The organism is Bradyrhizobium sp. LTSP857, assembly GCF_000938285.1.
Classification (GTDB): Bacteria; Pseudomonadota; Alphaproteobacteria; order Rhizobiales; family Xanthobacteraceae; genus Bradyrhizobium.
In genome coordinates this window covers 1-22799 of the sequence record NZ_JYMS01000023.1, presented here as the reverse complement: position 1 = coordinate 22799, position 22799 = coordinate 1, and the positions used below count along the sequence as shown (strand labels likewise).

Below are 22799 nucleotides of genomic sequence, written 5' to 3'. Positions count from 1 at the left end.
GGCCTCCATGTCAGTGACCGCCATCGGCAGGNNNCGCTGCCGCGGCGATGGTGGTTGAATGGTCCCCGCCGGTCGCCGGCGTGCCGCCGCCGTTGACGGCGGTCTGCAAGTCGGACTGGGCGAGGAAGAAATTTTGCTTCGCATCGATCGCGCCGCGGAGCGACGCCAGGCGCTGCCGGGCTTCGGTCAGTAGCGCAAAGATGTCGACCTGCATGCTGGAGAAGCGCAGCTGCATTTCCTCTGTGATGATTTTTCGCAAGGGGAGGATCTCGCGCTGGTAGTGGCTCGCGATGTCGTAGGTGGACCGGTAGGCCCGATAGGCGTCGCGCGCTTCCGAGCGAACGTTCACGGCCCGCTCGGTCAGGCGATTGAAGGCGAGATTGTAGGTCTCGGCCGCCTGCCGTACCCGCACCTCGCCGCCATCGAAGATCGGGATCTGGAACTGCTCGTCGAAGCCGCGTTCGCGGAACGGCGCGCCTTCCGGGTCCTGGGTGCGGCGGGAAATACCGGCGAGATCGAGCAGGGTGACGAAGCGCGTCGCCTCGGTGAGGTTCAGCGACTTTGCCAGCGCCGTCAGTTCGAGCCGCGCGATCTGCAAGTCGATGCGATGGGCGACCGCGTCGGCCTCGATCGAGGGCAGATTCTGTGGCCGACGCGGCAACGATGGCAACGCGTTGGGCAGGCGGAAATCGAGGCCGTCGTCCCACAGTCCCATCAACCGCGCCAGCTTTTCGCGCGCACTTGTCGCGGACTGCCGCGCGGTGGCGAGATCGGCGGTGGTTTCGGCGTAAAACACCTGCTCGCGGGCCTGGTCGAGCTTGTTGATCGAGCCGGTCTCGCCGAGCTTCACCGCAAGCTGCGCGGTCGATTCCGCCGTTGACTTCGCGTCCGTCAGCAGCACAACCATCTCGTTGGCTGCGACGACCCGGACGTAGGCGCGCCGTACATTGGCGGCGAGCCGCAGCGTTGCCAGCGCCGCGCGCAATTGTGCCTGGCGAAACCGGTCGCGGGCGATCTCGGAGCGGAACGGTAGCGTGGCCAGCGCGAGAATGTCGCCGACCACCTGGCGCTCGATCTCGCTGGCACCGTTGCCGCTGATGCGTGAGATCGAGAACACCGGATTGGGCGGCAAGCTCTGCTCGGCGAGATCGGTCTCGGCGAGCGCCAGTTCGTTATAGGCCGCTTGCAGCCCCTTGTTATTGAGCAGCGCGATCTGCACGGCAGCATCGACGCTCAGCGTTCGCGAGAGCAACTTGCGAACGCGATCGTCGGTTGCGCCGGCTCCCTCGGCCGTTCGCACGAAGGCGACGTCCTTGTTGATGGTCTGGCTTGTCAGCTCCGAGACCGCATTCATGCCGCTGTCCGGCGAGAACGCGGCGCAACCAGAGAGACCGAACGCAGCAACTACGAGCAAGCTGCGCGCAAAATGGTGTGCCATGGCGCGCTCCTACTGGTCTGGCTTGGGCTGCGGCGCGGTGGCGTCGTTGCGCTCGCGCCAGGGCGCCGGCGTTGCAGGCCGCAGGCTCGCGTAAGGCGCGATCGTCGAGCGATAGCCGGCACGCGCGGCCTTGGCCGCGGGATCGGCAGGATCGGCGCCGACTATCGGTGTGGTTGCCGGCATGCAGCCGGACAGCGCCAGCGCAACCGCAGCCAGAAACGGCCAATTAAATAGAGAATGTCGTCCACGCGCCGAAGATTCGGCGGCGAACTTCGCCCCGGAAAGCGTAAGCATGATTCATCCCTGATCTGTCAGATGACCAAAGGCGCACGCACGCTTGATGCGTGCGGCCTCAAATCGTCGTGTCAGGTCAGGCGATGGGAGGGCGGTAGAGCAGGGGCGGCGCCTCGCTGCGCAGGCTGGTAACGATCTCGGGCGTGCAGGCGGAGATCGGCAGGACGGGCTTGGCGACGCTGGGGAGATCGGCCGGCAGCGCGCTCACGCACATCATCGCGCAACACGGACCAGGTTTGCCCTTACCGTCATGATGATGCGGAGCGGGTGTGTCCTGCGCGGCGGTCTGGTGATGCGCATGCATGCCGGCGTGGTCGTGCGTCACGTCGCCGTCATGGGTGTGGCTCGCCGCCACTTGGTGATGCACCGGCACGAGATCGGCCAGCAGCACATCATCAAGGCATGGTGCGGGACCACTGCCCCAAGCAAGGCTTGCTGCCGGCGCGAGCACGCAGAACAGATAGGCGAGGGCGACGAGCCGCCCCACCCTGATCCGTACCGACCTTTTCAATTGCAAGGACATCGCCCGAACTGTTCGCTGCGTCGCAATGTTGCAGACGCCAATTGCAGAATAATGGCAAAGCGCGCGTGCGCCTAGCGGCCATGCCGCAATGCACAGAGAATGCTGCGCAAAGGCTGCTGGCCGCATGGCCGCCACAAGATGACGCATCATCAAACAGAGGCTGGCGCAAATTTCTGCTTGTGCAATTGTATGGTTAGGCAGACAATCATTCAATTAGAGGCCGACGATATGGTTGGTGCGATGCAGGACGTGAGCGATAGCTTGCCGGTGCTGGAAGCGGATTGGGTCAATCCCCCGCTTGACCGGACGTCGCCGCTCCCACTCTATGCCCAGATAAAACAACGGCTTATCGGGACGATCCTGCGTTGGGAGCAGCCGGACCGGCGCTTCTTCTCGGACGAAGAGCTGTGCGAGATGTTCTGCGTCAGCCGGGACACCGTGCGCCAGGCGCTGTCCGAACTGGTCCGCGAGGGCATGCTCACCCGCAGCCGCGGGCTCGGCACCTTCGTTGCCGTCCGCAAGCTGGAAGAGCGGTTCGGACCCGGCATGGACTTCATGCGGCAGTGGGAAGCTGCCGGCACGCCAATTCAACCCACGCTTCTCGTTTTCGAGCGCTGCGGCGCCGACGATCAGATTGCTGCCGCGCTCGAAGTCGAGGTCGGCGCCCGCGTTCTCTTTATCAAGCGGACGCGTGCTGCCGCGCGCGTGCCGGTCGCCATCGACTACCGCTATCTGCCAGCCGATCTCGTCGCCGACTGGGATGAGAGCGCGGCCCTCGCCTCGCCACTGCATCTGTTGTGGCAACGCGTCGAGCTCCGCAGCGGCGACTTCGGCATCGAGGCCGGCATCGCCGGTCCCGAGGAGGTTGAATACCTGCATCTTGCCGCCGGCGCACCGGTGCTGACGCGCACGCTTCGCTATCGCGATGCGACCGGCCGCCTGGTGATGGCGGGCCATACCGTCCATCGCGGCGACCTCGTGCGCTACTCGTTGAGCATGCCGCTGTCGCGCGACGGCAAGGCGCCCGCGGGTGAGATCGACAAGAGCGGCGTGCATGACGATTGAACGACGGGCATCAGGACGCCGCCCGGCGTCCATTTGAGTGGAGGGGTATCGTGAATCTGGGACGACGCAATTTCCTGCAATTCATGGGCGGCACCGCGCTCGCCGCAACAGGCATTCAGCCCGGCTGGGCTGCGGACGAGCCGCTGCGTGTCGGGTCGATCCTCTCTGTCACCGGGCCAGCCGCGTTCCTCGGCGAAGACATGAAGGCCGGCCTGCAGCTCGCCGTCGACGAGATCAATGCCGCGGGCGGCATTGGCGGCCGCAAGATCGCATGGACCTTCTATGATGCCGAAAGCCAGACGCAGAAGGCGATCTCCGCCACCAGACGCCTGATCAGCCAGGACAAGGTTGAGCTCATCCTGAGCGGCGGCAATATGAGCGGCATTGCGCTCGCGATGGCGCCGATGGCGGAATCCGCCAGCATTCCCTTCATTTCGAGCGAGGGAGCGCTTGCAATCGTCACGCCGGTCGCCGAGCGGAAATGGGTGTTCAAGAGCACGGTCGACGACGAGGACGTGCTCGAGCGCATCGCCGACTATTTCGCCAAGAAGAACATCAAGAAGGTGGCGCTGATCGCCGATACCAGCGGATTCGGCCAGGGCGCCGTCACGCAGATGAAGAAGGTCGGCCCGCGTCGCAACCTCGACGTTGCCTACGAGTCGTTCGACCCCGCCGACACCGACATGATGCCGCAGCTCACCCGCATTCGCGACAGCGGGGCGGAAGCGATCATCTGCTGGACCGTCACGCCCGCCGGCGTCGTATTCCTGAAGCAGGCGCAGCAGCTCGGTCTCGACAGCCGTACGCTGGTTCACAGCTACGGCTTCGTCTCGTCGCACTACATGACGCTCGCCGGCGATGCCGCGAAATCCGTGCTGCTCGCAAGCCTGAAATTCCCGGTCGGCGACCAGCTTCCGGACAAGGATCCGCTCAAGGCGGGCATTCTCCGGCTATTCCGCTCCTATCAGGAGCGCTTCAACCGCGCGGCCAGTCTCTACGCTGCGGAATCCTACGACGCGGCCATGCTGGCGAAGGAAGCGCTGAGCAAGGTCGGCGGCGACGTCTCCAAGCTTCCGCAGGGCATGGAGCAGGTCAAGAATTTCGCGGGCATGAGCGGCGTGTTCAGCTTCTCGCCGGAGCGTCACTCCGGCCTGTCGAAAAAGGACATCGTGCTGATCAACTGGCGAGACGGCCGTTTCAACCTCGCCGACTACGAATAAGCCAAAACAGGAAGGAGGATGCCATGGCACTCTCGCGTGATATGTCGCAAGACCAGGCTTTCGAAATGGTGCAGACCCTGCTCGATGCGCCCGAAAGCCGCTTCCCGCTGACCTTCAATTCGGACCTGCCGCGGATTCGCGAGCTGTTTCACGCAGCGACGCGCAACCAGTGGGATCCGAAGACCGACGTGGACTGGGACCTGCTCAAGCCGGAGAGCTACACCGAAGAACAGCGCTACGCCGCGCGGCTATACTGGAGCCGTCGCGCCTGGAGCGAGTACGGCGCGATTTCGGAGAGCCCCTCGCTCCAGCTTCGCTTTGGATTGGAGAACCGCCCCTCGGACATGCAGCTTTTCTTTACCATCCGTTCGCAGGAGGAGGCACGCCACGCCGAGGTCTGCCACACCATGGCGGAGAAGCTCGGCGGCTACATCGAAAAGCCGGTGCAGCAATTGTTCGAAGGTTCGGTGTCGACCCACGGCGTTCGCCGCGCGACGCTGAATGCGGACGTGCCGCTCGAGGGCATCATCGCGGCGCTGGTCTGCACCGCGGAAGAGATCGCCTTCGACGTGTTCAAGCATCTCGACGACGTGACGCGTGATCCCGTCGCCAAGCAGATCGTGCGCTTCATCATGCGGGATGAATCGCGCCACTGCGCCTTCGGCTGGTATTTCCTCGAGGCGATCTGCGAGACGCTCACGCCGGAGCAGAAGACGATGATCGAGAACTCGGTCATCACCATGATGGAGAAAGTCGAGCTCAACGGCTACCATTCGAGTTGGCTCGCGCCGGAAAACCCGGCCTCGCTGGCCGAGGTCGAGGCCGATCGCATCACCTATGAGGCCGGGCTCGGCTCAACGGTGGAAGAGGCCGAGAAGCCGGTGTTCGTCGCGACCGTGCAGCGCATCCGCGACCAGATGAAGCCGCTCGGCATCAATCTGCCCCCGTTCCATCACGACAAGCTCGGGGCGATCTGACGTGCAGAGGGCCATGCATCAGGTCAAGCCGACCTTGCCGCCGTCGCGCCTGTTGATCGAGCGGCGTTTCCCGCTCGAGCTGAACGTGACGCTCCCAGAGATCCGGGAGCTCTACGACACCGGCAAAGCCGGCCGCTGGAATCCGCATCGCGACGTCGACTGGAAAGCGCTCGATCCCGCGCAATATGACGAGCCGGTGCAGCAGGCCGCGCGGCGTACCTGGAGCCGCAGGCTCTGGGCCGAGGCGACCGGTCTTACCGAGACGCCCGCGCTCCTCATGCGCTTTTGCATGGAGGTCGGCCGCGAGGTCGATCCAAAATTCTATCTTACGGTCCGCAACACAGAGGAAGCCTGGCATGTCGAGTGTTTCGACCGGCTCGCCGAGGCGTTCGGCGGCCGGATCGCCGCGCCGGCCGACCGCGCTTACGAAGCAACATTCAACCGCAATCTGCACCGGCGCGCGATGGACGCGAACCAGAACCTCGACAGTTACGTGGCCGCATTCGCGGCATTCGAGGACGGCCTCGAACTCGAGCTTTGCCGCACCTGGCGCGCCTGCGCGAGCAACCCCACCATCAAGTCCGTGCTCGATCGGGTCATCGCCGACAAGGAGCGCCACGCTGCGTTCGGCTGGCTCTATCTCGATTCACGCGCGCCGCATTGGAGCTCCAAGGACCGTGCGCTCATCGCCGACGAACTGGCCGCGCATGTGCGCGAGACCGAACTGAAGGGCTATCATTGCCCGTGGCTCGCGCCCGAGCATGCCGCCGTCGAGGCCGAGGCCGATGCATTGACGGCGTCCGCGGGCCTTGGCGGTGCGCCGCGTGCGGCGGAGGAGGATACGCTGGTAACCTACACCGCGAATGCGCGGGCCAAGCTTGCCGAACTCGGGGTCGTCCTGCCCCTGTTCGAATCCAACCGCATGCGGACGTTCTGAGCGCCATGACGACGACCATCCTTCAGTTGCTGGTCGCAGGCGTTGGTACCGGCAGTATCTATGCGCTCATCGCCCTCGGCTTCAACGTCGTGTTCAAGAGCACGGGTGCGATGAACTTCGCTCAGGGTGAATGGGTGGTGATGGGCGGGATGATCTCGGCGTTGCTGTTTGCGGCGACGAGCAATATCGGGCTGGCCTGCGCCCTCGCGGTGGTGATCGTCATCATGGCCGGTATCGCATCGGAACGATTGGTGATCTGGCCGCTGCGGCGGCCGAATACGCTCTTGATCACGCTCGTCAGCATCGGGCTCGCGATCTGCACGCGCAGCCTGGTCATGCTGGTGCTCGGCAAGAAGCCGGTCGGCTATCCCGGCTTTTCGCAGGTGTCGACGCTGGTCCTGGGCGGCGTCGCGGTGCAGACCCAGACGCTGTGGATCATCGGTCTGACGCTCGCCTTCCTGCTCGCGATGCATCTGTTCTTCGAGCGCAGTATGCTCGGCAAGGCGCTGCGTGCGGCGGCCGCCGATCGCGACGCGGCGGCCATCGTCGGGGTGCGCGTCGAGACCACGGTGATGCTCTCGTTCGCGATCGCCGCCTTTGCCGGCGCGCTCGCCGGCGCCATCATCACGCCGCTGACGCTGTCCTCCTACGACCAAGGCGCCATGTTCGGCTTCAAGGGTTTTAGCGCAGCGATGCTCGGTGGTGTCGGTAGCCTGCCGGGCGCCGTTGTCGGCGGGCTCGCGCTCGGCCTCCTCGAGGCGTTCGGCAGCTTCTATGTCTCCTCCGATTTCAAGGACGCGATCGCCTTTACGGTGCTGCTTCTCATCCTGTTCGCGCGTCCGTCGGGCCTGCTCGGCCGTGCCGACGTGATCAAGGTCTGACCGGATGGTCCTGGCTCGCGCGAAATCCGATTCGTTATCATCGCCTCCGGTGGAGGCGGTGTCCCGACCGCAGCTCCGGTCGCCGGGCCGGACGGCTGCGATCCTGTCGGATCACCGGCTTTTGCTGATCGTGTGGCTCACGATGCTGGTGGTGCCGTTCGCGGCACCGAATGCCTACTTCGTCTCGCTCGCCAACATGATGCTGATCAATCTCATCCTGATCGCGAGCCTGAATCTCCTGATGGGCTATGGCGGACAGATCTCGCTCGGGCATGCCGGCTTCTACGGGCTCGGCGCCTATGTGAGCGGTGTGCTCGGCGTGAAGTTCGGACTGGGCGCCTGGATTGGCCTGCCGGCGGCGGCACTGCTGACGGGGCTCGCGGCGCTGCTCATCGGCATTCCGGCACTGCGCCTGCGCGGGCTCTATCTGTCGATGGCAACGCTCGGCTGGAACGCCATTCTGGTGGTGATGTTCAACCGGCTGATCGACCTGACCGGCGGTCCCAACGGCCTGTTGGGCGTCCGCCCCTTTGCGTTCGGCCGCTTCGCGCTCGACACCGACGCGCGCCAGTTTCCGCTGCTCTGGCTGGTGTCGCTGCTGGTCATGCTTGCCATCCTCAACCTGCTGCGCTCGGGCACCGGCCGCGCGCTGCGAGCGGTCGCGACCAACGAGCTGGGTGCGGATGCCGTTGGCATCGACAGCTTCAGAACCAAGCTTCTGGTCTTCGTGCTCTCCGCCGGCATGGCCGGGATCGCCGGCAGCCTCTATGTCCATGTCAACCAATTCGCATCACCGGAGACATTCAGCGTCTCCAACTCCATCCTGCTGGTGGTGATGGTTGCGATCGGCGGCAGCGGACTCTATTGGGGACCGCTGTTCGGCGCATTGATCTTCACCGCCGTGCCGCCGCTTCTGCTCGAATATGAAGACGCCGAGCTGATGCTGTTCGGTTTCGCGATGCTGGTCGTGCTGATCGCGTCGCCCACCGGGATCGCGGGCTTGCCGGCGATCCTGCGCCGTTGGCTCGCAAGGAGGCGTTCATGACCGCGCCCCTGCTCCGCACCGAAGCGCTGAACTGTTATTTCGACGGGCTGCGTGCCGTCGCCGATCTGAGCTTCGAGGTTCGTCCCGGCGAGATCAAGGCGGTGATCGGGCCGAACGGGGCCGGCAAGAGCACGCTGTTCAACATGATCGCCGGCGTGACCCGCCCGACCTCGGGCCAAATCTTCTTCGATGGCGTTCGTATCGACGCCATGCCGACATTTCGTCGCGCCAGGCTCGGCATCGCCCGTACCTTCCAGAATCTCCAGATCTTCCGCGAAATGACTGTGCTCGAGAATGTCATGACCGGGCGGCATATGCACGGCCGCGCGGGGGTGATCGGCGCGCTGCTGCACGGTCCGTCGCTGCGCGCAGAGAATCGGGCGATGGCGGATGCGGCGCTTGAGCTGCTGGCGCGTTTCGAGCTCGACGGCAAGGCGGATGTTGTTGCCGGCGATCTCGGCTTTGGCCAGATGAAGGTGCTGGAGTTGGCGCGTGCGCTCGCAAGCGAGCCGCGGCTGCTGCTGCTCGATGAACCCGCCGCCGGCTTGCCGCAAGCGGAAGCCGAGCATATCGGCAAGATCATCTCCGCCCTGAACCGGGACGGCATGACGGTGCTGCTGGTCGAGCACAACATGCGCATGGTGATGTCGCTCTCGCACGACATCCTGGTACTTAACAACGGCATGCGGATCGCCGAGGGCGATGCCGACAGCGTGCGCCGCCATCCCGACGTGCTGGCGGCCTATCTCGGGGAGGCCGAGCATGCTTGAGGTCGACGCGCTTTCGGCGGGCTACGGCCATGTCTCCGTGCTGCACAGGATTTCGCTGCGGGTGGCGGCGGGCCAGTCGGTCTGCCTGATCGGCGCGAACGGCGCCGGCAAGACCACGTTGCTGCGCTGCCTGGCCGGGCTGTTGCGGCCAAGCAGCGGACGTATCCTGGTCGAAGGCAACGACATTGCCGGACGGTCGGCCTCGGCGCGGCTTGATTTCGGCGTGACGCTGGTGCCGGAGGGCCGACGCGTCTTTGCGCCGATGAGCGTGCGCGAGAATCTCGAGATGGGTGCGTTCCGCCGCCTGTGGCCCCGTCGCGACCGCAGGGTCGAAGCCGACATGGACGCGGTGTTCGACATGTTTCCGCGGCTGCGCGAACGGCTGAACCAGCCGGCGGGGCTGCTGTCCGGCGGCGAGCAGCAGATGCTCGCGATCGGACGCGCGCTGATGTCGCGGCCGCGCCTGCTGTTGCTCGACGAGCCGTCCATGGGTCTCGCGCCACGCGTCGTGCAGGATATCTTCGCCATCATCCGGCGGCTCAATCAGCAGGGCATCTCGATCCTGCTCGCCGAGCAGAACGCCAACATGGCGCTGCAAAGCGCCGCCTGGGGCTACGTGATCGCGGAAGGCGAGATCGTGCGCGAGGCGGAAAGCACCTCGCTTGCGCACGACCCGATCGTACGCACTGCCTATCTCGGACTTTGATCATGCATTCTGGAAGTGAAATCCTGCAAGCCATCGATGACGGGCTGGAAGCGCAATATGCGCTCCGCAAGCGCCATCCCGAGCGCGACGAGATCTATCGCGATCACCAGCGGCGGAGCGCCGCACTGCGCGCGGCGGGCAATTGCCGCCTGGACATTCGCTATGGCGCCGGACCGCGATGCCTGCTGGACGTGTTCCCGGCGGGCGAGGGCGCGCCGGTGCTCTTCTTCATCCATGGAGGCTATTGGCGCGCGCTGGACAAGTCCTACGTCTCCTTCGTCGCCGAACATTACCGAAACTCCGGGATGACCGTGGTGATGCCGACCTACGATCTGGTGCCGGCCGTGAGCGTCAGCGGCATCGTTGAGCAGATCCGCGCGGCCCTTGCCTGGACGCTGACCCATCTGAAGCCCACCCGCGTGGTCGTCTCCGGTCACTCCGCCGGCGGTCAGTTGGCGGCGATGCTCGCGCTGGATCAGGCGGTCAGCGGGCAGGGACGCATTGTCGGCCTGGTCGGCGTCAGCGGTGCCTTCGATTTGCGTCCGCTGCTCAAGACCTCGATCAACCGCGACCTGACACTGTCGCCCGATGAGGCCGCGGATCTGAGTCCGTTGTTGCGGGTTCACCGCCTGCCGAAGGGCGCGAACCTCGTACCGCTGCTCGGCGCCGTCGGTGGCGACGAGACTGGCGGATTCAAGCACTGGACCTCTGATTTAGTCTCCGAGTGGCACAAGCAGGGCGGCGAAGCCGGCTATTGCGAGATCCCCGGAAGCAATCACTTCACGGTGCTCGACAGGATCGCGGAAGCCGGCGGGACAGTGCTGCGCGCCGTGACAGCGATGGTTGCCTGACGAACGGGCAATGTCCACTCAGACCGCCTGTCCCGCCTTCAACAGCGAGCAGCCGGTGATCTTGTAGCCGCCGTCGCTCTGTTGCTCGAGCGTGTAGAGCGCTTCCCAGGCCTCGCCATTGGCATCGATGATGTGGACACGTTGGGCAATCGCGCTGCCCTCGGTCTTGCTGTCGCCGAACTCAAAGCTCTTGTGGCGGTAGACCGGAGCGTAGCCGTTCTGCACCATCGACATGAAGATGTCGGGGGCGGGGAAGATCTGCTTGACCGCCGGTGCGGCGTAAGAATAAGCGGTCGCCGCATCGTCGTGGCCGAAGGCCTGCTCCTGGGCGCGGATCACGCCCTGCGCTGTCGCGACATCGTCGGCGCGCGCCGAGATGGGACTGCAAGCAATACTGAGAATGACGAGCAAGGCGGCAATGCGCATAGCTGGCTCCGCGTTGGTATCCCGGCGGAGATGATCCTAGCACGACTTCGGGAAGATGTGGGACGCGCTATCGCTTCCGCTTGGTCGCCGTCTTCGCCGGCTTGGCGGCGCGCGCCTTAACCTTGACACCCGCCTGCACGCGCAGGCCGTCGACGAATACATCGAGCATCCGCAGCACCGAGGATTGCCAGCCGGGCTGGTCGTGCATGTAGCACATGCCAACGAGCGCCCGCAGCAGGTCCTCCGGGCTGACATCGCCGCGCATCTGGCCTGCCGCGACCGCACGATCGAGCAGCGACCCGATCGCCTTGGTCAGGCGGTCCATCGAGAACGCCGCGAGTTCCGACGAGCTCTGGAATGTCAGCGCCAGTGCTGCCGACATGCCCTTTTTCGTGGCAACGAATTCGACATTGGAACGCAGCCAGCGCCGCAGCGCATCGACCGGATCCTTCGCATTCTTCAGCTGCTCGGCAAGCTCGCTGAGCTGCTCGACCTCGCGCCGGTACACCGCCTCGAACAAATCCTCGCGGGTCGGAAAATGCCGATAGAGCGTGCCGATGCCGACGCCGGCGCGTTTCGCGACGGCCTCCAGGCTTGCCTCCGGGCCGCCCGCGTTGAACACAGCCTTGGCCGCTTCGAGCACGCGCTCGCGATTGCGCACGGCGTCGGCGCGAGGTTTGCGGATCTGGTCGGTGTGGTCGTCCATGCCGACAATGTAGATCACGAATTGGTTAGATTGAACCCTTGCAGGGCTGCACCGCGTTGTCTGCGCACGGGCTTTTGACGAATTCCAAATATTTTTGGGCAGCCCTTGTTAAGCGGAGGGTGCCTCCGTATCTTCGCAGAGGTGCTGGCCCGGATTGTGTCCGGGCGGCGCTAGAATCGACGGCGGCCACGGAGGTGGTGCGCTGCGCGATCACACATGTCCATATCTGATCGGAGCCTTATATGAACCACTCCATCAGCCTCACCGTGAACGGTGCGCGGCGCGACTTCGTCCTCGACGATCCACGCGTGACGCTGCTCGATCTCCTGCGTGAGCGCTTCCATCTGACCGGAACCAAGAAGGGATGCGACCGCGGCCAATGCGGCGCTTGCACCGTTCTCGTCGACGGCAAGCGTATCAATTCCTGCCTCGCGCTCGCCATCAGTCATGATGGCGCCGACATCCTCACCATCGAAGGCGTCGCGCGCGGCGACCAGCTTCACCCGGTCCAGGCCGCCTTCATCGCCCATGACGGATTTCAGTGCGGCTTCTGCACGCCCGGCCAGATCATGAGTGCGATCGGCATGATGCAGGAAGCCCAGGCCGGCAACGATCCCGAGCGCATCCGGGAATGCATGAGCGGCAATCTCTGCCGTTGCGGCGCCTATGCCGGCATCGTCGATGCCGTGCTCGAGGCTCAGGCCGGTGCCGACGAAACCAATCAGAGGCGCTCCGCATGAAACAGTTCGAATATGTCAGGCCCGCCACGGTCGCAGAGGCCGTTGCTGCGGCCGCCCAGCCGGGTACCGCCTATCTCGCCGCCGGCACCAATCTGCTCGATCTGATGAAGGGCGGCGTCAGCCGTCCGGATCGCCTGGTCGATGTCACGCATCTCGAAGGGCTCGACCAGATCGAGCATCTCGCCGATGGGTCGTTGCGTATTGGTGCGCTGGTGAGCAACGCTGATCTTGCGCATGATGCCAAATTCGCAAAGTCTTATCCCGCTGTCGCTGAAGCGCTTCTCTCCGGCGCATCAGCGCAACTGCGCAATGCCGCGACAGTCGGTGGCAATCTCCTGCAGCGGACGCGCTGCGCTTATTTCTATGACACCGCCAGCAGCTGCAACAAACGCGAGGCCGGCAGTGGCTGCGACGCCCGCGACGGCGAGAACCGGACCCACGCGGTGCTCGGCTGGAGCGAAAGCTGCATCGCCACGAATCCCTCCGACTTCTGTGTGCCGCTGGTTGCGCTTGACGCCATCGTCGAGATCGAGGGCAGGAACGGCCGGCGCGAGATCGCGCTCGATGCGCTTCATCGTTTGCCCGGCGATACGCCCGAGCGTGACTCGGCGCTCGAACCCGGCGACCTCATCGTCGCTGTGCGTCTGCCGGCCGCGGCACGTGGCTTCGCGGCACATGCGCGCTACCTCAAGGTTCGCGAGCGGACCTCCTATGCCTTTGCCGTCGTCTCGGCTGCGGCCGCTTTGCAGATCGAGAACGGCAAGATCACGGAGGCGCGGCTTGCGCTTGGCGGCGTCGCCGCAAAGCCCTGGCGTGCCCGCGCCACGGAAGACGTGCTCAAGGGCGTCGCACCGACGGCGGACGCCTTCCAGGAAGCCGCCTGGCGCGCGCTCTCGGACGCAAAGCCGTCCGGCGACAACGCCTTCAAGATCGAGCTCGCGCGCCGCATCGTCGTGCGCGCGCTGACACTGGCCGCCGCTGGCACGCCCGTGCGCCTGCCGGCGCTGCCGGCTTCACCCTTTGCCTCCATCTCCGGAGCTATCCATGTCTGAGCTCAATCTCACCAGCGCTCCCGCTCATCTGCGGCACGGCTCGAGCATCGGCCAGCCCCTGACCCGCCGCGACGGCGTGCTCAAGGTCAAGGGGCAGGCGACCTACGCTGCCGACAATCACCCGCCCGGCATGCTGTTTGCGGTGATGGCCGTCTCCAGCATCGCGCGCGGCCGTGTGACCTCGCTCAATGTCGCAGCCGCCAAGCGCCATCCCGGCGTGGTCGATGTCATGACATCGAGCCACAAGCCGCCGCTCGCAATCGACCCCGAGATCAAGACCAATCCATTCGTGTTCCGGATGGAGGTGTTGCAGAGCGACGAAGTCCGCTACGCCAACCAGCCGATCGCCGTCGTCATCGCTGAAACGCTGGAGGCGGCGACCGAAGGTGCTGTGCTGCTGGCGCCGCGCTATGAGACGCTGCCCCCGCTTGTCGGCCTCGATGCCGGCAAAAGTTTCGTGCCGCCGGTCGTCGGTGTCGGCAACCCGACGGAAAATCACCGCGGCGATGTCGAGGCGGGCCTTGCCTCGGCCGAGAAACAGATCGACGCGGTTTACGAAACGCCGCCGCAATATCACAACGCCATGGAGCCGCATGCGATCGTCGCGTCGTGGGACGGCGACAATCTGTCGGTCGACATGCCGACCCAGGGCCTGATGCTGTCGCTTGGGCGCATCGCCGAACTGTTCGGCATTGCGCCGGACAAGATCCACATCCGTAGTCCCTTCCTTGGCGGCGGTTTCGGCTCCAAGGGGCTGATGTCCGGCCCGCCGACCCTCGGCATCATGGCCGCCAAGCTCGTCGGTCGACCCGTGAAGCTCGTGCTGCGCCGTGAGCAGATGTATGGCCCAGTCGGCCATCGCGCGCCGACGCGTCAGCGGCTGCGCATCGGTGCCGATGGCGAGGGACGCCTGACTGCGCTCGATCACCATGCGAGAACCGTGTCGAGCACGTTCGATGATTTCTATGAGCCTGCGGCCGATGCCTCGCACACGCTCTATGCGGCACCTGCGATCCGCACGTCGCATGATGCCGTGCGCGTCAATACCGGCACGCCGCTGTTCATGCGGGCACCTGGCGAGGCGACCGGTTCGATCGCACTGGAAAGCGCCATCGATGAAATGGCCTGGGCCTGCGGCATCGATCCGCTCGCCTTCCGCCTCAAGAACTACGCCGAGGTCGAGCCGATCACCGGAAAGCCGTTCTCCTCCAAGGCGCTGCGCGCTTGCTACGAACAGGGCGCGGCGCGCTTCGGCTGGGCGAAGCGTCCGCTCCAGCCGCGGCAGATGCGCGACGATGCCGGCTTGCTGGTCGGCTGGGGCATGGGCACCGCGACATTTCCGGCGCTGATGTTCCAGGCTGCGGCACGTGCGGTGATCCGGCGTGACGGCTCCGGCGCCATGGAGATCGGCGCGCATGACATGGGGCAGGGCGCGTGGACGGCGCTGGCCCAGATCGCTGCCGATGGCCTCGGGCTCGACATCGATCGCGTCGCGTTCAAGGCGGGAACATCGGATTTGCCCGATGCCGGCATCGCCGGCGGCTCGGCGCACACGGCGACAGCGGGTGCTGCGATTCACAGCGCTGGAGCGGCCGTGATTGCCAAACTCGCCGACCTCACCACCTCTGACGAGCGCTCGCCGCTGTTCGGCGCCGGTAATGCCGGCGTCATTGCGCGCGACGGAAAGCTGTTCCGGCGTGACGATGAAAGCCGCGGTGAGAGCTATTCCGAAATTCTCGCGCGCGCCGGGGTCGCCGAAGTCGAGGCGCGCGGCACCGGTGCGCCGAACCCTGCGGCGATGGAAGAATACGCGATGCACGCGCATGGCGCGGTGTTCGCGGAAGTGAAGGTCGATCCTGATCTCGGCCAGATCCGCGTCACGCGCATGGTCGGTGCCTTCGCCGCGGGGCGCATCGTCAACCCGCATCTGGTGAAGAGCCAGCTGTTCGGCGGCATGATCTGGGGCATCTCGTTCGCGCTGCATGAGGAGGCCATCACCGATCGCCGCAGCGGGCGGATCATGAATGCCAATCTCGGCGAGTACCACATCCCCGTGAATGCCGACGTGCCGCCGCTCGACGTCATCACGGTCGAGGAGCACGATCCGCATGTGAATGCGCTCGGCATCAAGGGCGTCGGCGAGATCGGCATCACCGGCAGCGCAGGCGCGGTCGCCAATGCCGTCTGGCACGCGACAGGCGTGCGGGTGCGTCGTTTCCCGATTCGGATCGAGGAGCTGCTGACCCAGCTCTGACGAGGCTGCGCCGCTAGCGGCGCATGTTGCGCAGGTTCTGCCGGGCGAGTGCATAGCCCTGCGCGGCTGACCTCTCGAACAATTCCCGGGCGAGCCGTGCGTTGCGCGGCACGCCTTGGGCCTCGTTGTACATCGAGCCAAGGCTGTTCAAGGAGGCGTCGTCGTTCAATGCAACCCCCTGCTCGAAAAGCCGGCGCGCCGCCGCGTAGTCCCGCTCGACACAGCGACCCCGGACATAGAGCAAGCCGAGATTGTTCATCGCCGCCGCGACGCCGGCCTTGACCGCGGCCTCGTTGAGCCGGATGGCTTCGGGGCAATTCCTGGCGCTGCCTTCTCCGAAAGCGTAGAGCCAGCCGAGTTCCAGCATGCCGAAGGGATCGCCGGCGTCCGATGCTTTCTTGTACCAGCGCGCGGCCTCGGCGTCGTCCTTCTTGACGCCTTCGCCGGTCGCGTAAAGCACGCCGATATTGTGCATCGCTGTCGGATAGCCTGCGTCCGCAGCCTTCCCGTACAAACGAAGCGCTTCCGAATAGTCCTTGCGGGCGGTGGCGGCTCGGCCGGCCTCGTAGGCGAATCGCGCCACCTCCGGATAGCGCTGCATGGCGTCATTGCAGGCGGCGGTGGCTTCAGTCGCCTTGATCTTCTCGAACGCGACGCCCGGAACGCCCGCAGCACCAAGTGCGTCATCAGGCATGCCTGCGAGACGATCGCAGTCGGTAACCAGATCACGACGCGACATCGTGTCTGGCAGTGGCGCCGGCGACACGGCGGTCGGCGTCGTTAGCGCAGCCTGTATCGGCGCAGGCGGCACAGGTTTGCCGGCGAAGTAGAAGCTGGTTGCGATCGGCGACGAAGCGACCCACGGCAATTGTTGACCGTGGGTAGCCTTCTCCACCGCCAATCCCATCTCGTTGAAAGTCCTGAACAGCCCGTAGCCCTGGTGCTGCATGGCGTCAGCCAGGGCACGTGTATAGGGACTGTGACCGTTGTCGCCGTCGAGCGCCACGCTGCGGGGCTGTGTGGCGAATGAAATGAGCGTGCCCGGCGGGGCCTGCATCTGGGCCAGTCCGCCGGCAGCGTTGCGAAGGCCATGTCCGACGAATGGATTGTTGCGGCAGGCATCGAGCAGCATCAAATTGATCTTGGCGCCGGATTTCTCCATCTGATCGAGCACGCCGGCAAGGCCGACCCCCTGCACGAACACATCGCCTTCGTCCGCCGGATGGGCATCGACAGGCACGATGTAATTGAGGCCGTGCGTTTCGACCCCGTGGCCGGCAAAGTAGAACAGCGCCACGTCAGCACCGATCAGTTCCTGGCTGAAGGCTTGCAGCGCACGGTCGAAGCCCGCCTTGTCGATATCAACCTGGGCACCGCCGCCGACCACGAAGAAGCCGAGCGAGAGCAGCGTATCCGACATCAGCCGGGCGTCGGCCGCGGAATTGGGCAGCTTGGCCACCGTCTGATAGGCGGAATTGCCGACCACCAGCGCGACGCGCTTCTCGGCCTGCGCTGTGGTGGCGACGCATAGCAGGAGCAGCGCGCCGATCAGGCGCGCAATGATGCCGGTACGGCTCGCCATGGTGATGCACTCCGCGGGGCGGGACGTTCTGGATCTTGGTCGCCTACGGCGTCGCTTCGGTTCAGGTGGCCGGGAACGCGTCCGGTGTCAATCCGGCAGCCGCGTTAATTCATCATCCGGCGGAGCGCCTTGATCTGCTGCCTCTGTTCTTCGATACATTTTTCGATAGCCTCGCGCAGCTCTTGCGAGCGGAGCTTGTGGGCATCGCGCTGAACTTCGTCGAGCGCGGCTTCTGCATTGGCTAGAGTGGTCCTCATCGCGAGCTCTGTTTCGAAGCGGCCTCGGAACCTCAGCGCCAGGCTGCTCGGCTACGGCTCGCAAGATATAGAGGATCGGGCTGCGAAAATTGAGATGCCTCAAGCTCCGTAAGACACCGGGGCACTCCGTAGGATTCCGGATAATTTTGACGCGCTTCAGAACGTCGGCGGCGTGCAGGCCGAGATCACTTCGCAGGGCTTGCCGCCAACACAACGGAAGCGATGCGGTCGGCGGCTTTCGAAATAATAGGCATCGCCCGCATTGAGGATGCGCCGCTCGTCCTCGACGGTGACTTCGAGCTTGCCCGAGATCACGATGCCGCCTTCCTCGCCGTCATGGACGAGGTGCACGCGCCCGGTGTCGCTGCCGGGTTCGTAACGCTCCTTCAAAATCTGCAAGTTGCGGCCGAACAAATTGTCGCCGATCTGGCGATAGGAGATCGGCTTCTTGCCGACCTCGGTCAGCTCCTCCGACCGGTAGAAGATTTTGCGCCGTGTCTCGGGCTCCAGCGCGAAGAACTCGGCGAGCCCCATCGGGATGCCGTCGAGGATGCGCTTGAGCGCGCCGACCGACGGGTTCATCTGGTTGGATTCGATCAGCGAAATCGTCGAGTTGGTGACGCCGGCGCGCTTGGCGAGCGCCCGCTGCGACAGCTTCTGGCGCGCCCGGATGAATCGCAGCCGTCCACCGATATCGACGCTCATACCCCTGGTCCCTGTTGCAGGTGTTGCGGATCGCGCAAATATGGACCGGCAGCCCTAGTTAAATCAATGGCTTGCAGCTCACCAGAAAAGGACTTGTTGCGCTATCGAAGCCGTGGCTCTGGTATCCCGTCAGCAAAGGAGCGTGGCCTGTGACCCTTCATCAGATTCCGAACACCATCAAGACCGATTCGTTCTGGATGCCGTTCACGGCCAACCGGCAGTTCAAGAAGGCGCCGCGCCTGTTCTCCTCGGCCGAGGGCATGCATTACACCACCGTCGACGGCCGCAAGGTGATCGACGGCTCCGCCGGCCTCTGGTGCGTCAATGCCGGCCACGGTCGCAAGCAGATCGCCGCCGCAGTTGAGCGGCAGCTGATGACGCTGGATTTCGCGCCCTCGTTCCAGATGGGCCATCCGCTGGCGTTCGATTTCGCCGAGCGCCTCGCCGAGATCGCGCCAAAGGGCCTCGACCGGATCTTCTTCACCAACTCCGGCTCCGAGTCGGTCGATACCGCGCTGAAGATCGCGCTCGCCTATCATCGGGCCAACGGCCAAGCGTCCCGCACCCGCCTGATCGGCCGCGAGCGCGGCTATCACGGCGTCGGCTTCGGCGGCACCTCGGTCGGCGGCATGGTCGCCAACCGCCGTGCCTTCGCGACCCTCCTTCCGGGCGTCGACCATATCCGCCACACCCATGATCTCACCCGCAACGCCTTCGCCAAGGATCAGCCCGAGCACGGCGCTGAGCTCGCCGACGATCTTGAGCGTCTCGTCGCTCTGCACGGCGCTGAGACGATCGCTGCCGTCATCGTCGAGCCGGTGCCGGGTTCGACCGCGGTGCTGCCGCCGCCGAAGGGTTATCTGAAGCGCCTGCGCGAGATCTGCGACAAGCACGGCATCCTCCTGATCTTCGACGAGGTCATCACCGGCTTCGGCCGTCTCGGCACGCCGTTCGCCGCCGATTTCTTCGGCGTCACGCCGGACCTGATGACGACGGCCAAGGGCATCACCAACGGCACAGTGCCCTGCGGCGCAGTGTTTGCGAGCCGTAAGGTGCACGACGGCCTGATGGTCGGCCCGGAGAACCAGATGGAGCTGTTCCACGGCTACACCTATTCGGCGCATCCGATCGCCTGTGCCGCGGGCATCGCGACGCTCGACATCTACAAGGACGAGGGTCTGCTCACACGCGGTGCGTCGATCGCCGAGTACTGGGGCGATGCGTTGCATTCGCTCAAGGGCTTGCCCAACGTCGTCGATATCCGCAATTGCGGCCTGATGGGCGCGGTCGAACTGTCGTCGCGTGACGGCACGGTCGGTGCGCGTGGCTACGACGTCATGGTCGACTGCTTCAACCGCGGGCTGTACTTCCGCATGAGCGGCGATTCCTTCGCGCTGTCGCCGCCCCTCATCGTCGAGAAGAGCCACATCGACGACATCGTGTCGATTCTCGGGGACGCCATCAAGCGGGTGGCCTGATAATTGCTCTCGCCGTTGCGGAGTTTGTTCTTGCAGCGGCGAGCGTGATGCCGCGGGAGTTTGACGAAGCGTGAAAGTTCTGATCCTCGGCAGCGGTGTCATCGGTGTCACCTCTGCCTACTACCTCGCGCGTGCCGGCCATGAGGTGACAGTCGTCGACCGTCAGCCGGAGCCGGCGCTGGAGACCTCTTTCGCCAATGCCGGCGAGGTGTCGCCCGGCTATTCCTCGCCCTGGGCCGGCCCCGGCGTGCCGGTGAAGGCGATCAAATGGCTTCTGATGAAGCACGGCCCGCTGGTGATCCGGCCGAAGCTCGATCCCGTGATGTGGGTCTGGCTCACCAAGATGCTGCGCAACTGCACCAGCGCGCGCTACGCGATCAATAAGAGCCGGATGATCCCGATCGCGGAGTATAGCCGTGATTGCCTGCGCGATCTGCGCCGCGACATCGGCATTCAATATGACGAGCGCTCGCAAGGCACGCTCCAGCTGTTCCGCTACCAGGCCCAGCTCGACGGCACCGGCGAAGACATCGCCGTGCTCAAGCAATATGGCGTGCCTTACGAGGTGCTGAGCCGTGAGGGCTGCATCGCAGTCGAGCCGGCGCTTGCGGGCGTGAAGGAGAAATTCGCCGGCGGACTGCGTTTGCCGCAGGACGAAACCGGCGACTGCCACATGTTCACGCAGGCGCTGGCCAAGCATGCCGAGGCGCTCGGCGTGCGCTTCGTGTTCAACACCGGCATCGATCGTATCGTCGCCGACGGCGCGCGCGTCAGCGGTGTCGCAACCAGCGCCGGCATGTTGCAGGCAGACGCTTACGTCCTCGCGCTCGGAAGCTGGTCGTCGCGGCTCGTCGCGCCGCTCGGCATTTCGCTGCCGGTCTATCCGGTGAAGGGCTATTCGATCACGGTGCCGATCAAGGACGCCTCCGGCGCGCCGGAATCGACGGTGATGGACGAGAGCTACAAGGTCGCGATCACCCGTCTCGGCAATCGCATCCGCGTCGGCGGCACCGCCGAAATCTCCGGCTTCTCGACCAAGCTCTATGACGCCCGTCGCGCCACGCTCGATCACTCCCTGACCGATCTGTTCCCGCGCGGCGGCGATCTCGCCAAGGCGACGTTCTGGAGCGGCCTGCGCCCGATGACGCCGGACGGCCCGCCCGTGATCGGCCCGACCAAATACGCCAATCTACACCTCAACACCGGTCACGGCACGCTCGGCTGGACCATGTCCTGCGGCTCCGGACGGGTGCTTGCGGACATGCTGTCAGGCAAGAAGCCGGATGTAGATGTGAGTGCGCTGACGGTGGATCGGTACGAACACCGGTTCGGGTGAAGATCTCTCCGCGCCGGCCACTCCATCACCGTCACCCTGAGAGCTTGTGACGCTTTTACTTGTTCGGAACGGAGTGGAGTTTCCTGTCGCGGTAAATGGCGGGTCTGAGTTCGTCGATGAGCTCTCGTTTATGCGCTGCGGAGGCGGTTGCCTTGCAGGATGTTGTTGGTGAGGGCGTACCAGAGCACGACGGCGCGGACCTTTTCGATCCCGCGCACGGTCAATTGCCGTAGGTTCCAGTTGCGCCAGCGGGCATGGATGCACTCGCATATCGAACGGGGCTTGTACCGGGCCTTGCCCTCTTTGCTCGCCATCCGCGCACGCCAAGCCAGTACCCCCGCGCCGTCGCCGCGTCGCGGCAGGTAGGGGTCGGTGCCGTGCTTGGATTGAGTGGGCGGGCAAAAAACCTCTATGCCCTCGGCATGCGCCCACTCGATGTCTTCCGCGCTGCCAAAGCCGCCATCGACGAGATGGTCTTTGGGCAGGCCGCCAGGGCGCGTGCGCTGCCGCTCCAGCATGGGCCGCATCAGCCCGCGGTCGGACCCCGTGTTGCATACCTTAACGTCAGTGACGAACTGCTCGCCGGCCGCACTCGTCACCTGCACGTTGTAGGCTGGGCGGAAGCCGCCATCCGCCATCTTCATGACCCGTGCATCGGCGTCCGTCGTCGACGCGCGCGGCTCCTTCGGCGTCTTGCCATTGCCTTGCTTGCTCTCGCGTTCCTTGCGCTGCTGCTTGATCTCGGCAAGCGCCGCCTGCGCCGCTTTCACGCGCGCGCTGCGTTCCTGCGCGGCTCGCTCCTTGGCTGCCCGGGCGCGCTGATTGCTGGCGTCAGAGCGCACGTCGACTTCGCGCTTGAGGTCTTCCACCACCGTCCCAGCCAGGGCCAGATGCCGCTCGAGTGTCGCCTCGCGCCGGAACGAGGCGGCTCCCGCGCTGGCCCGGACCCGCACCCCGTCCTGCGCCAGTGTCGCCAGATTGACGAGACCAGCCTTCGCCAGCGCCGCCAGATGCTCGCTGAGCAGCCGGTCCAGCAGGTCGGCGCAACCGACCCGGAAGTCCGCCAGCATGTGATAGTTCACCGACACCCCGCCGCACAGCCAACGATAGGCATCGTGGCTCTCGCACAGTCGCTCCAATGCTCGCGCGCTGCCGACGCCCTCGCTGGTGGCTGAGAGCCACAGCGCCAGCAAAAGCCGCGGCGAGGTCGCGGGGTGACCGGGGCGGTCGCCCCTGGCCTTGATCCGGTTCTCCAGCTCACTCAGATCAAGCTCTTCGACATAAGACCAGATCAGGCGCACCGGATGGTCTTCCCCGATCAGGCTCTCGATATCCACCGCTCGCAACGCGATCTGGTCGCGCTGTGGCTCACGCAGCCGTGGCGCGCCGAGCGGCGCCGCGTCGGCTTCAGGCTTCGACTGCGCCGGCAGATCACCGAACAATTCATCGGCAGCCATCTTCGCCTCCCGCCAATCCATCATCGCCAGAGAATCACATGCCACCGGCATTCGGACAGATTTACCTGGCACGCTGCCAAAAAATCACACGCTCTGAGG

General features: G+C 65.1%; 23 protein-coding genes. 15 read left to right on the top strand and 8 right to left on the bottom strand.

All coding sequences use genetic code 11. From position 1 onward, the window contains the following. Positions 1–34: 34 nt before the first annotated feature. From UP06_RS12280 to UP06_RS12270, 3 genes are all read right to left on the bottom strand, one after another. On the bottom strand, positions 35–1438 hold a 1404-nt coding region (locus UP06_RS12280), incomplete at its 3' end, for a TolC family protein (protein WP_245305459.1). Between the two features lie 9 nt (positions 1439–1447). Beyond that, positions 1448–1732 (bottom strand): hypothetical protein, encoded by a 285-nt coding sequence (locus tag UP06_RS12275; RefSeq protein ID WP_045002837.1) that lies wholly within the window; start codon positions 1730–1732, stop codon positions 1448–1450. A 76-nt stretch (positions 1733–1808) separates the two neighbouring features. After that, a complete protein-coding gene (locus UP06_RS12270) occupies positions 1809–2255 on the bottom strand; it encodes a hypothetical protein (RefSeq protein WP_045002836.1) in 447 nt (148 codons plus the stop codon). 249 nt (positions 2256–2504) lie between these two features. On the opposite strand from UP06_RS12270, the gene UP06_RS12265 reads away from it, so the two are divergent. Genes UP06_RS12265 through UP06_RS12225 form a run of 9 tightly spaced genes read left to right on the top strand, consistent with a single transcriptional unit; the run spans position 2505 to position 10707 of the window. Next, a complete protein-coding gene (locus UP06_RS12265) occupies positions 2505–3320 on the top strand; it encodes a GntR family transcriptional regulator (RefSeq protein WP_197090909.1) in 816 nt (271 codons plus the stop codon). Positions 3321–3370: 50 nt separating this feature from the next. Beyond that, a complete protein-coding gene (locus UP06_RS12260) occupies positions 3371–4540 on the top strand; it encodes an ABC transporter substrate-binding protein (protein WP_156162923.1) in 1170 nt (389 codons plus the stop codon). Positions 4541–4563: 23 nt separating this feature from the next. Next, on the top strand, positions 4564–5517 hold the full coding sequence (locus UP06_RS12255; protein ID WP_045002833.1) for a ferritin-like domain-containing protein: 954 nt from the start codon (positions 4564–4566) through the stop codon (positions 5515–5517). A 13-nt stretch (positions 5518–5530) separates the two neighbouring features. Further along, on the top strand, positions 5531–6454 hold the full coding sequence (locus UP06_RS12250) for a hypothetical protein (RefSeq protein WP_045002832.1): 924 nt from the start codon (positions 5531–5533) through the stop codon (positions 6452–6454). A 5-nt stretch (positions 6455–6459) separates the two neighbouring features. Continuing rightward, on the top strand, positions 6460–7335 hold the full coding sequence (locus UP06_RS12245; protein ID WP_045002831.1) for a branched-chain amino acid ABC transporter permease: 876 nt from the start codon (positions 6460–6462) through the stop codon (positions 7333–7335). A gap of 58 nt (positions 7336–7393) precedes the next feature. Then, a complete protein-coding gene (locus UP06_RS12240; protein ID WP_050031608.1) occupies positions 7394–8380 on the top strand; it encodes a branched-chain amino acid ABC transporter permease in 987 nt (328 codons plus the stop codon). Further along, a complete protein-coding gene (locus tag UP06_RS12235) occupies positions 8377–9150 on the top strand; it encodes an ABC transporter ATP-binding protein (RefSeq protein ID WP_045002830.1) in 774 nt (257 codons plus the stop codon). The genes UP06_RS12240 and UP06_RS12235 overlap by 4 nt, the downstream gene beginning before the upstream one ends. Beyond that, the gene (locus tag UP06_RS12230; RefSeq protein WP_045002829.1) at positions 9143–9856 is read left to right on the top strand and encodes an ABC transporter ATP-binding protein; all 714 of its coding nucleotides are present in this window, start codon (positions 9143–9145) and stop codon (positions 9854–9856) included. The genes UP06_RS12235 and UP06_RS12230 overlap by 8 nt, the downstream gene beginning before the upstream one ends. Before the next feature lie 2 nt (positions 9857–9858). Then, positions 9859–10707, top strand: coding sequence for an alpha/beta hydrolase (locus UP06_RS12225; RefSeq protein ID WP_045002828.1), 849 nt, complete (start codon positions 9859–9861; stop codon positions 10705–10707). Between the two features lie 18 nt (positions 10708–10725). On the opposite strand, the gene UP06_RS12220 is transcribed toward UP06_RS12225, so the two are convergent. Continuing rightward, entirely contained in the window at positions 10726–11133 is a 408-nt protein-coding gene (locus tag UP06_RS12220; protein WP_045002827.1) for a DUF4864 domain-containing protein, read from the bottom strand. 67 nt (positions 11134–11200) lie between these two features. Further along, positions 11201–11839, bottom strand: a complete 639-nt coding sequence (locus tag UP06_RS12215; protein WP_197087196.1) for a TetR/AcrR family transcriptional regulator — start codon at positions 11837–11839, stop codon at positions 11201–11203. 242 nt (positions 11840–12081) lie between these two features. On the opposite strand from UP06_RS12215, the gene UP06_RS12210 reads away from it, so the two are divergent. From UP06_RS12210 to UP06_RS12200, 3 genes are read left to right on the top strand one after another with little or no spacing between them, the layout of a single operon-like run. Next, positions 12082–12579 (top strand): (2Fe-2S)-binding protein, encoded by a 498-nt coding sequence (locus UP06_RS12210; RefSeq protein ID WP_045002825.1) that lies wholly within the window; start codon positions 12082–12084, stop codon positions 12577–12579. After that, positions 12576–13631 (top strand): FAD binding domain-containing protein, encoded by a 1056-nt coding sequence (locus UP06_RS12205; RefSeq protein WP_045002824.1) that lies wholly within the window; start codon positions 12576–12578, stop codon positions 13629–13631. The genes UP06_RS12210 and UP06_RS12205 overlap by 4 nt, the downstream gene beginning before the upstream one ends. Next, positions 13624–15885 carry a xanthine dehydrogenase family protein molybdopterin-binding subunit gene (locus UP06_RS12200; RefSeq protein ID WP_045002823.1) on the top strand — a complete coding sequence of 754 codons (2262 nt, stop codon included), beginning with the start codon at positions 13624–13626 and terminating at the stop codon, positions 15883–15885. Before UP06_RS12205 ends, UP06_RS12200 begins: the two co-directional genes overlap by 8 nt. 13 nt (positions 15886–15898) lie before the next feature. Here the strand turns inward: UP06_RS12200 and UP06_RS39225 are convergent, their stop codons facing one another. Further along, on the bottom strand, positions 15899–17467 hold the full coding sequence (locus tag UP06_RS39225) for a caspase family protein (RefSeq protein ID WP_050031606.1): 1569 nt from the start codon (positions 17465–17467) through the stop codon (positions 15899–15901). Between the two features lie 35 nt (positions 17468–17502). Here UP06_RS39225 and UP06_RS40745 point away from each other — a divergent pair, with 35 nt between their 5' ends. Continuing rightward, positions 17503–17712, top strand: coding sequence for a hypothetical protein (locus tag UP06_RS40745; RefSeq protein ID WP_045002822.1), 210 nt, complete (start codon positions 17503–17505; stop codon positions 17710–17712). A gap of 168 nt (positions 17713–17880) precedes the next feature. Here the strand turns inward: UP06_RS40745 and UP06_RS12185 are convergent, their stop codons facing one another. After that, a complete protein-coding gene (locus UP06_RS12185) occupies positions 17881–18429 on the bottom strand; it encodes a cupin domain-containing protein (RefSeq protein WP_045002821.1) in 549 nt (182 codons plus the stop codon). Positions 18430–18578: 149 nt separating this feature from the next. On the opposite strand from UP06_RS12185, the gene aptA reads away from it, so the two are divergent. Both aptA and UP06_RS12175 read left to right on the top strand, forming a co-directional pair. Next, positions 18579–19907 carry an omega-aminotransferase AptA gene (gene aptA, locus UP06_RS12180; RefSeq protein WP_045002820.1) on the top strand — a complete coding sequence of 443 codons (1329 nt, stop codon included), beginning with the start codon at positions 18579–18581 and terminating at the stop codon, positions 19905–19907. A 70-nt stretch (positions 19908–19977) separates the two neighbouring features. Then, entirely contained in the window at positions 19978–21243 is a 1266-nt protein-coding gene (locus tag UP06_RS12175; RefSeq protein WP_045002819.1) for a D-amino acid dehydrogenase, read from the top strand. 128 nt (positions 21244–21371) lie between these two features. On the opposite strand, the gene UP06_RS12170 is transcribed toward UP06_RS12175, so the two are convergent. After that, the gene (locus UP06_RS12170) at positions 21372–22700 is read right to left on the bottom strand and encodes an IS1182-like element ISBrsp9 family transposase (RefSeq protein WP_044999801.1); all 1329 of its coding nucleotides are present in this window, start codon (positions 22698–22700) and stop codon (positions 21372–21374) included. Positions 22701–22799: the final 99 nt, after the last annotated feature.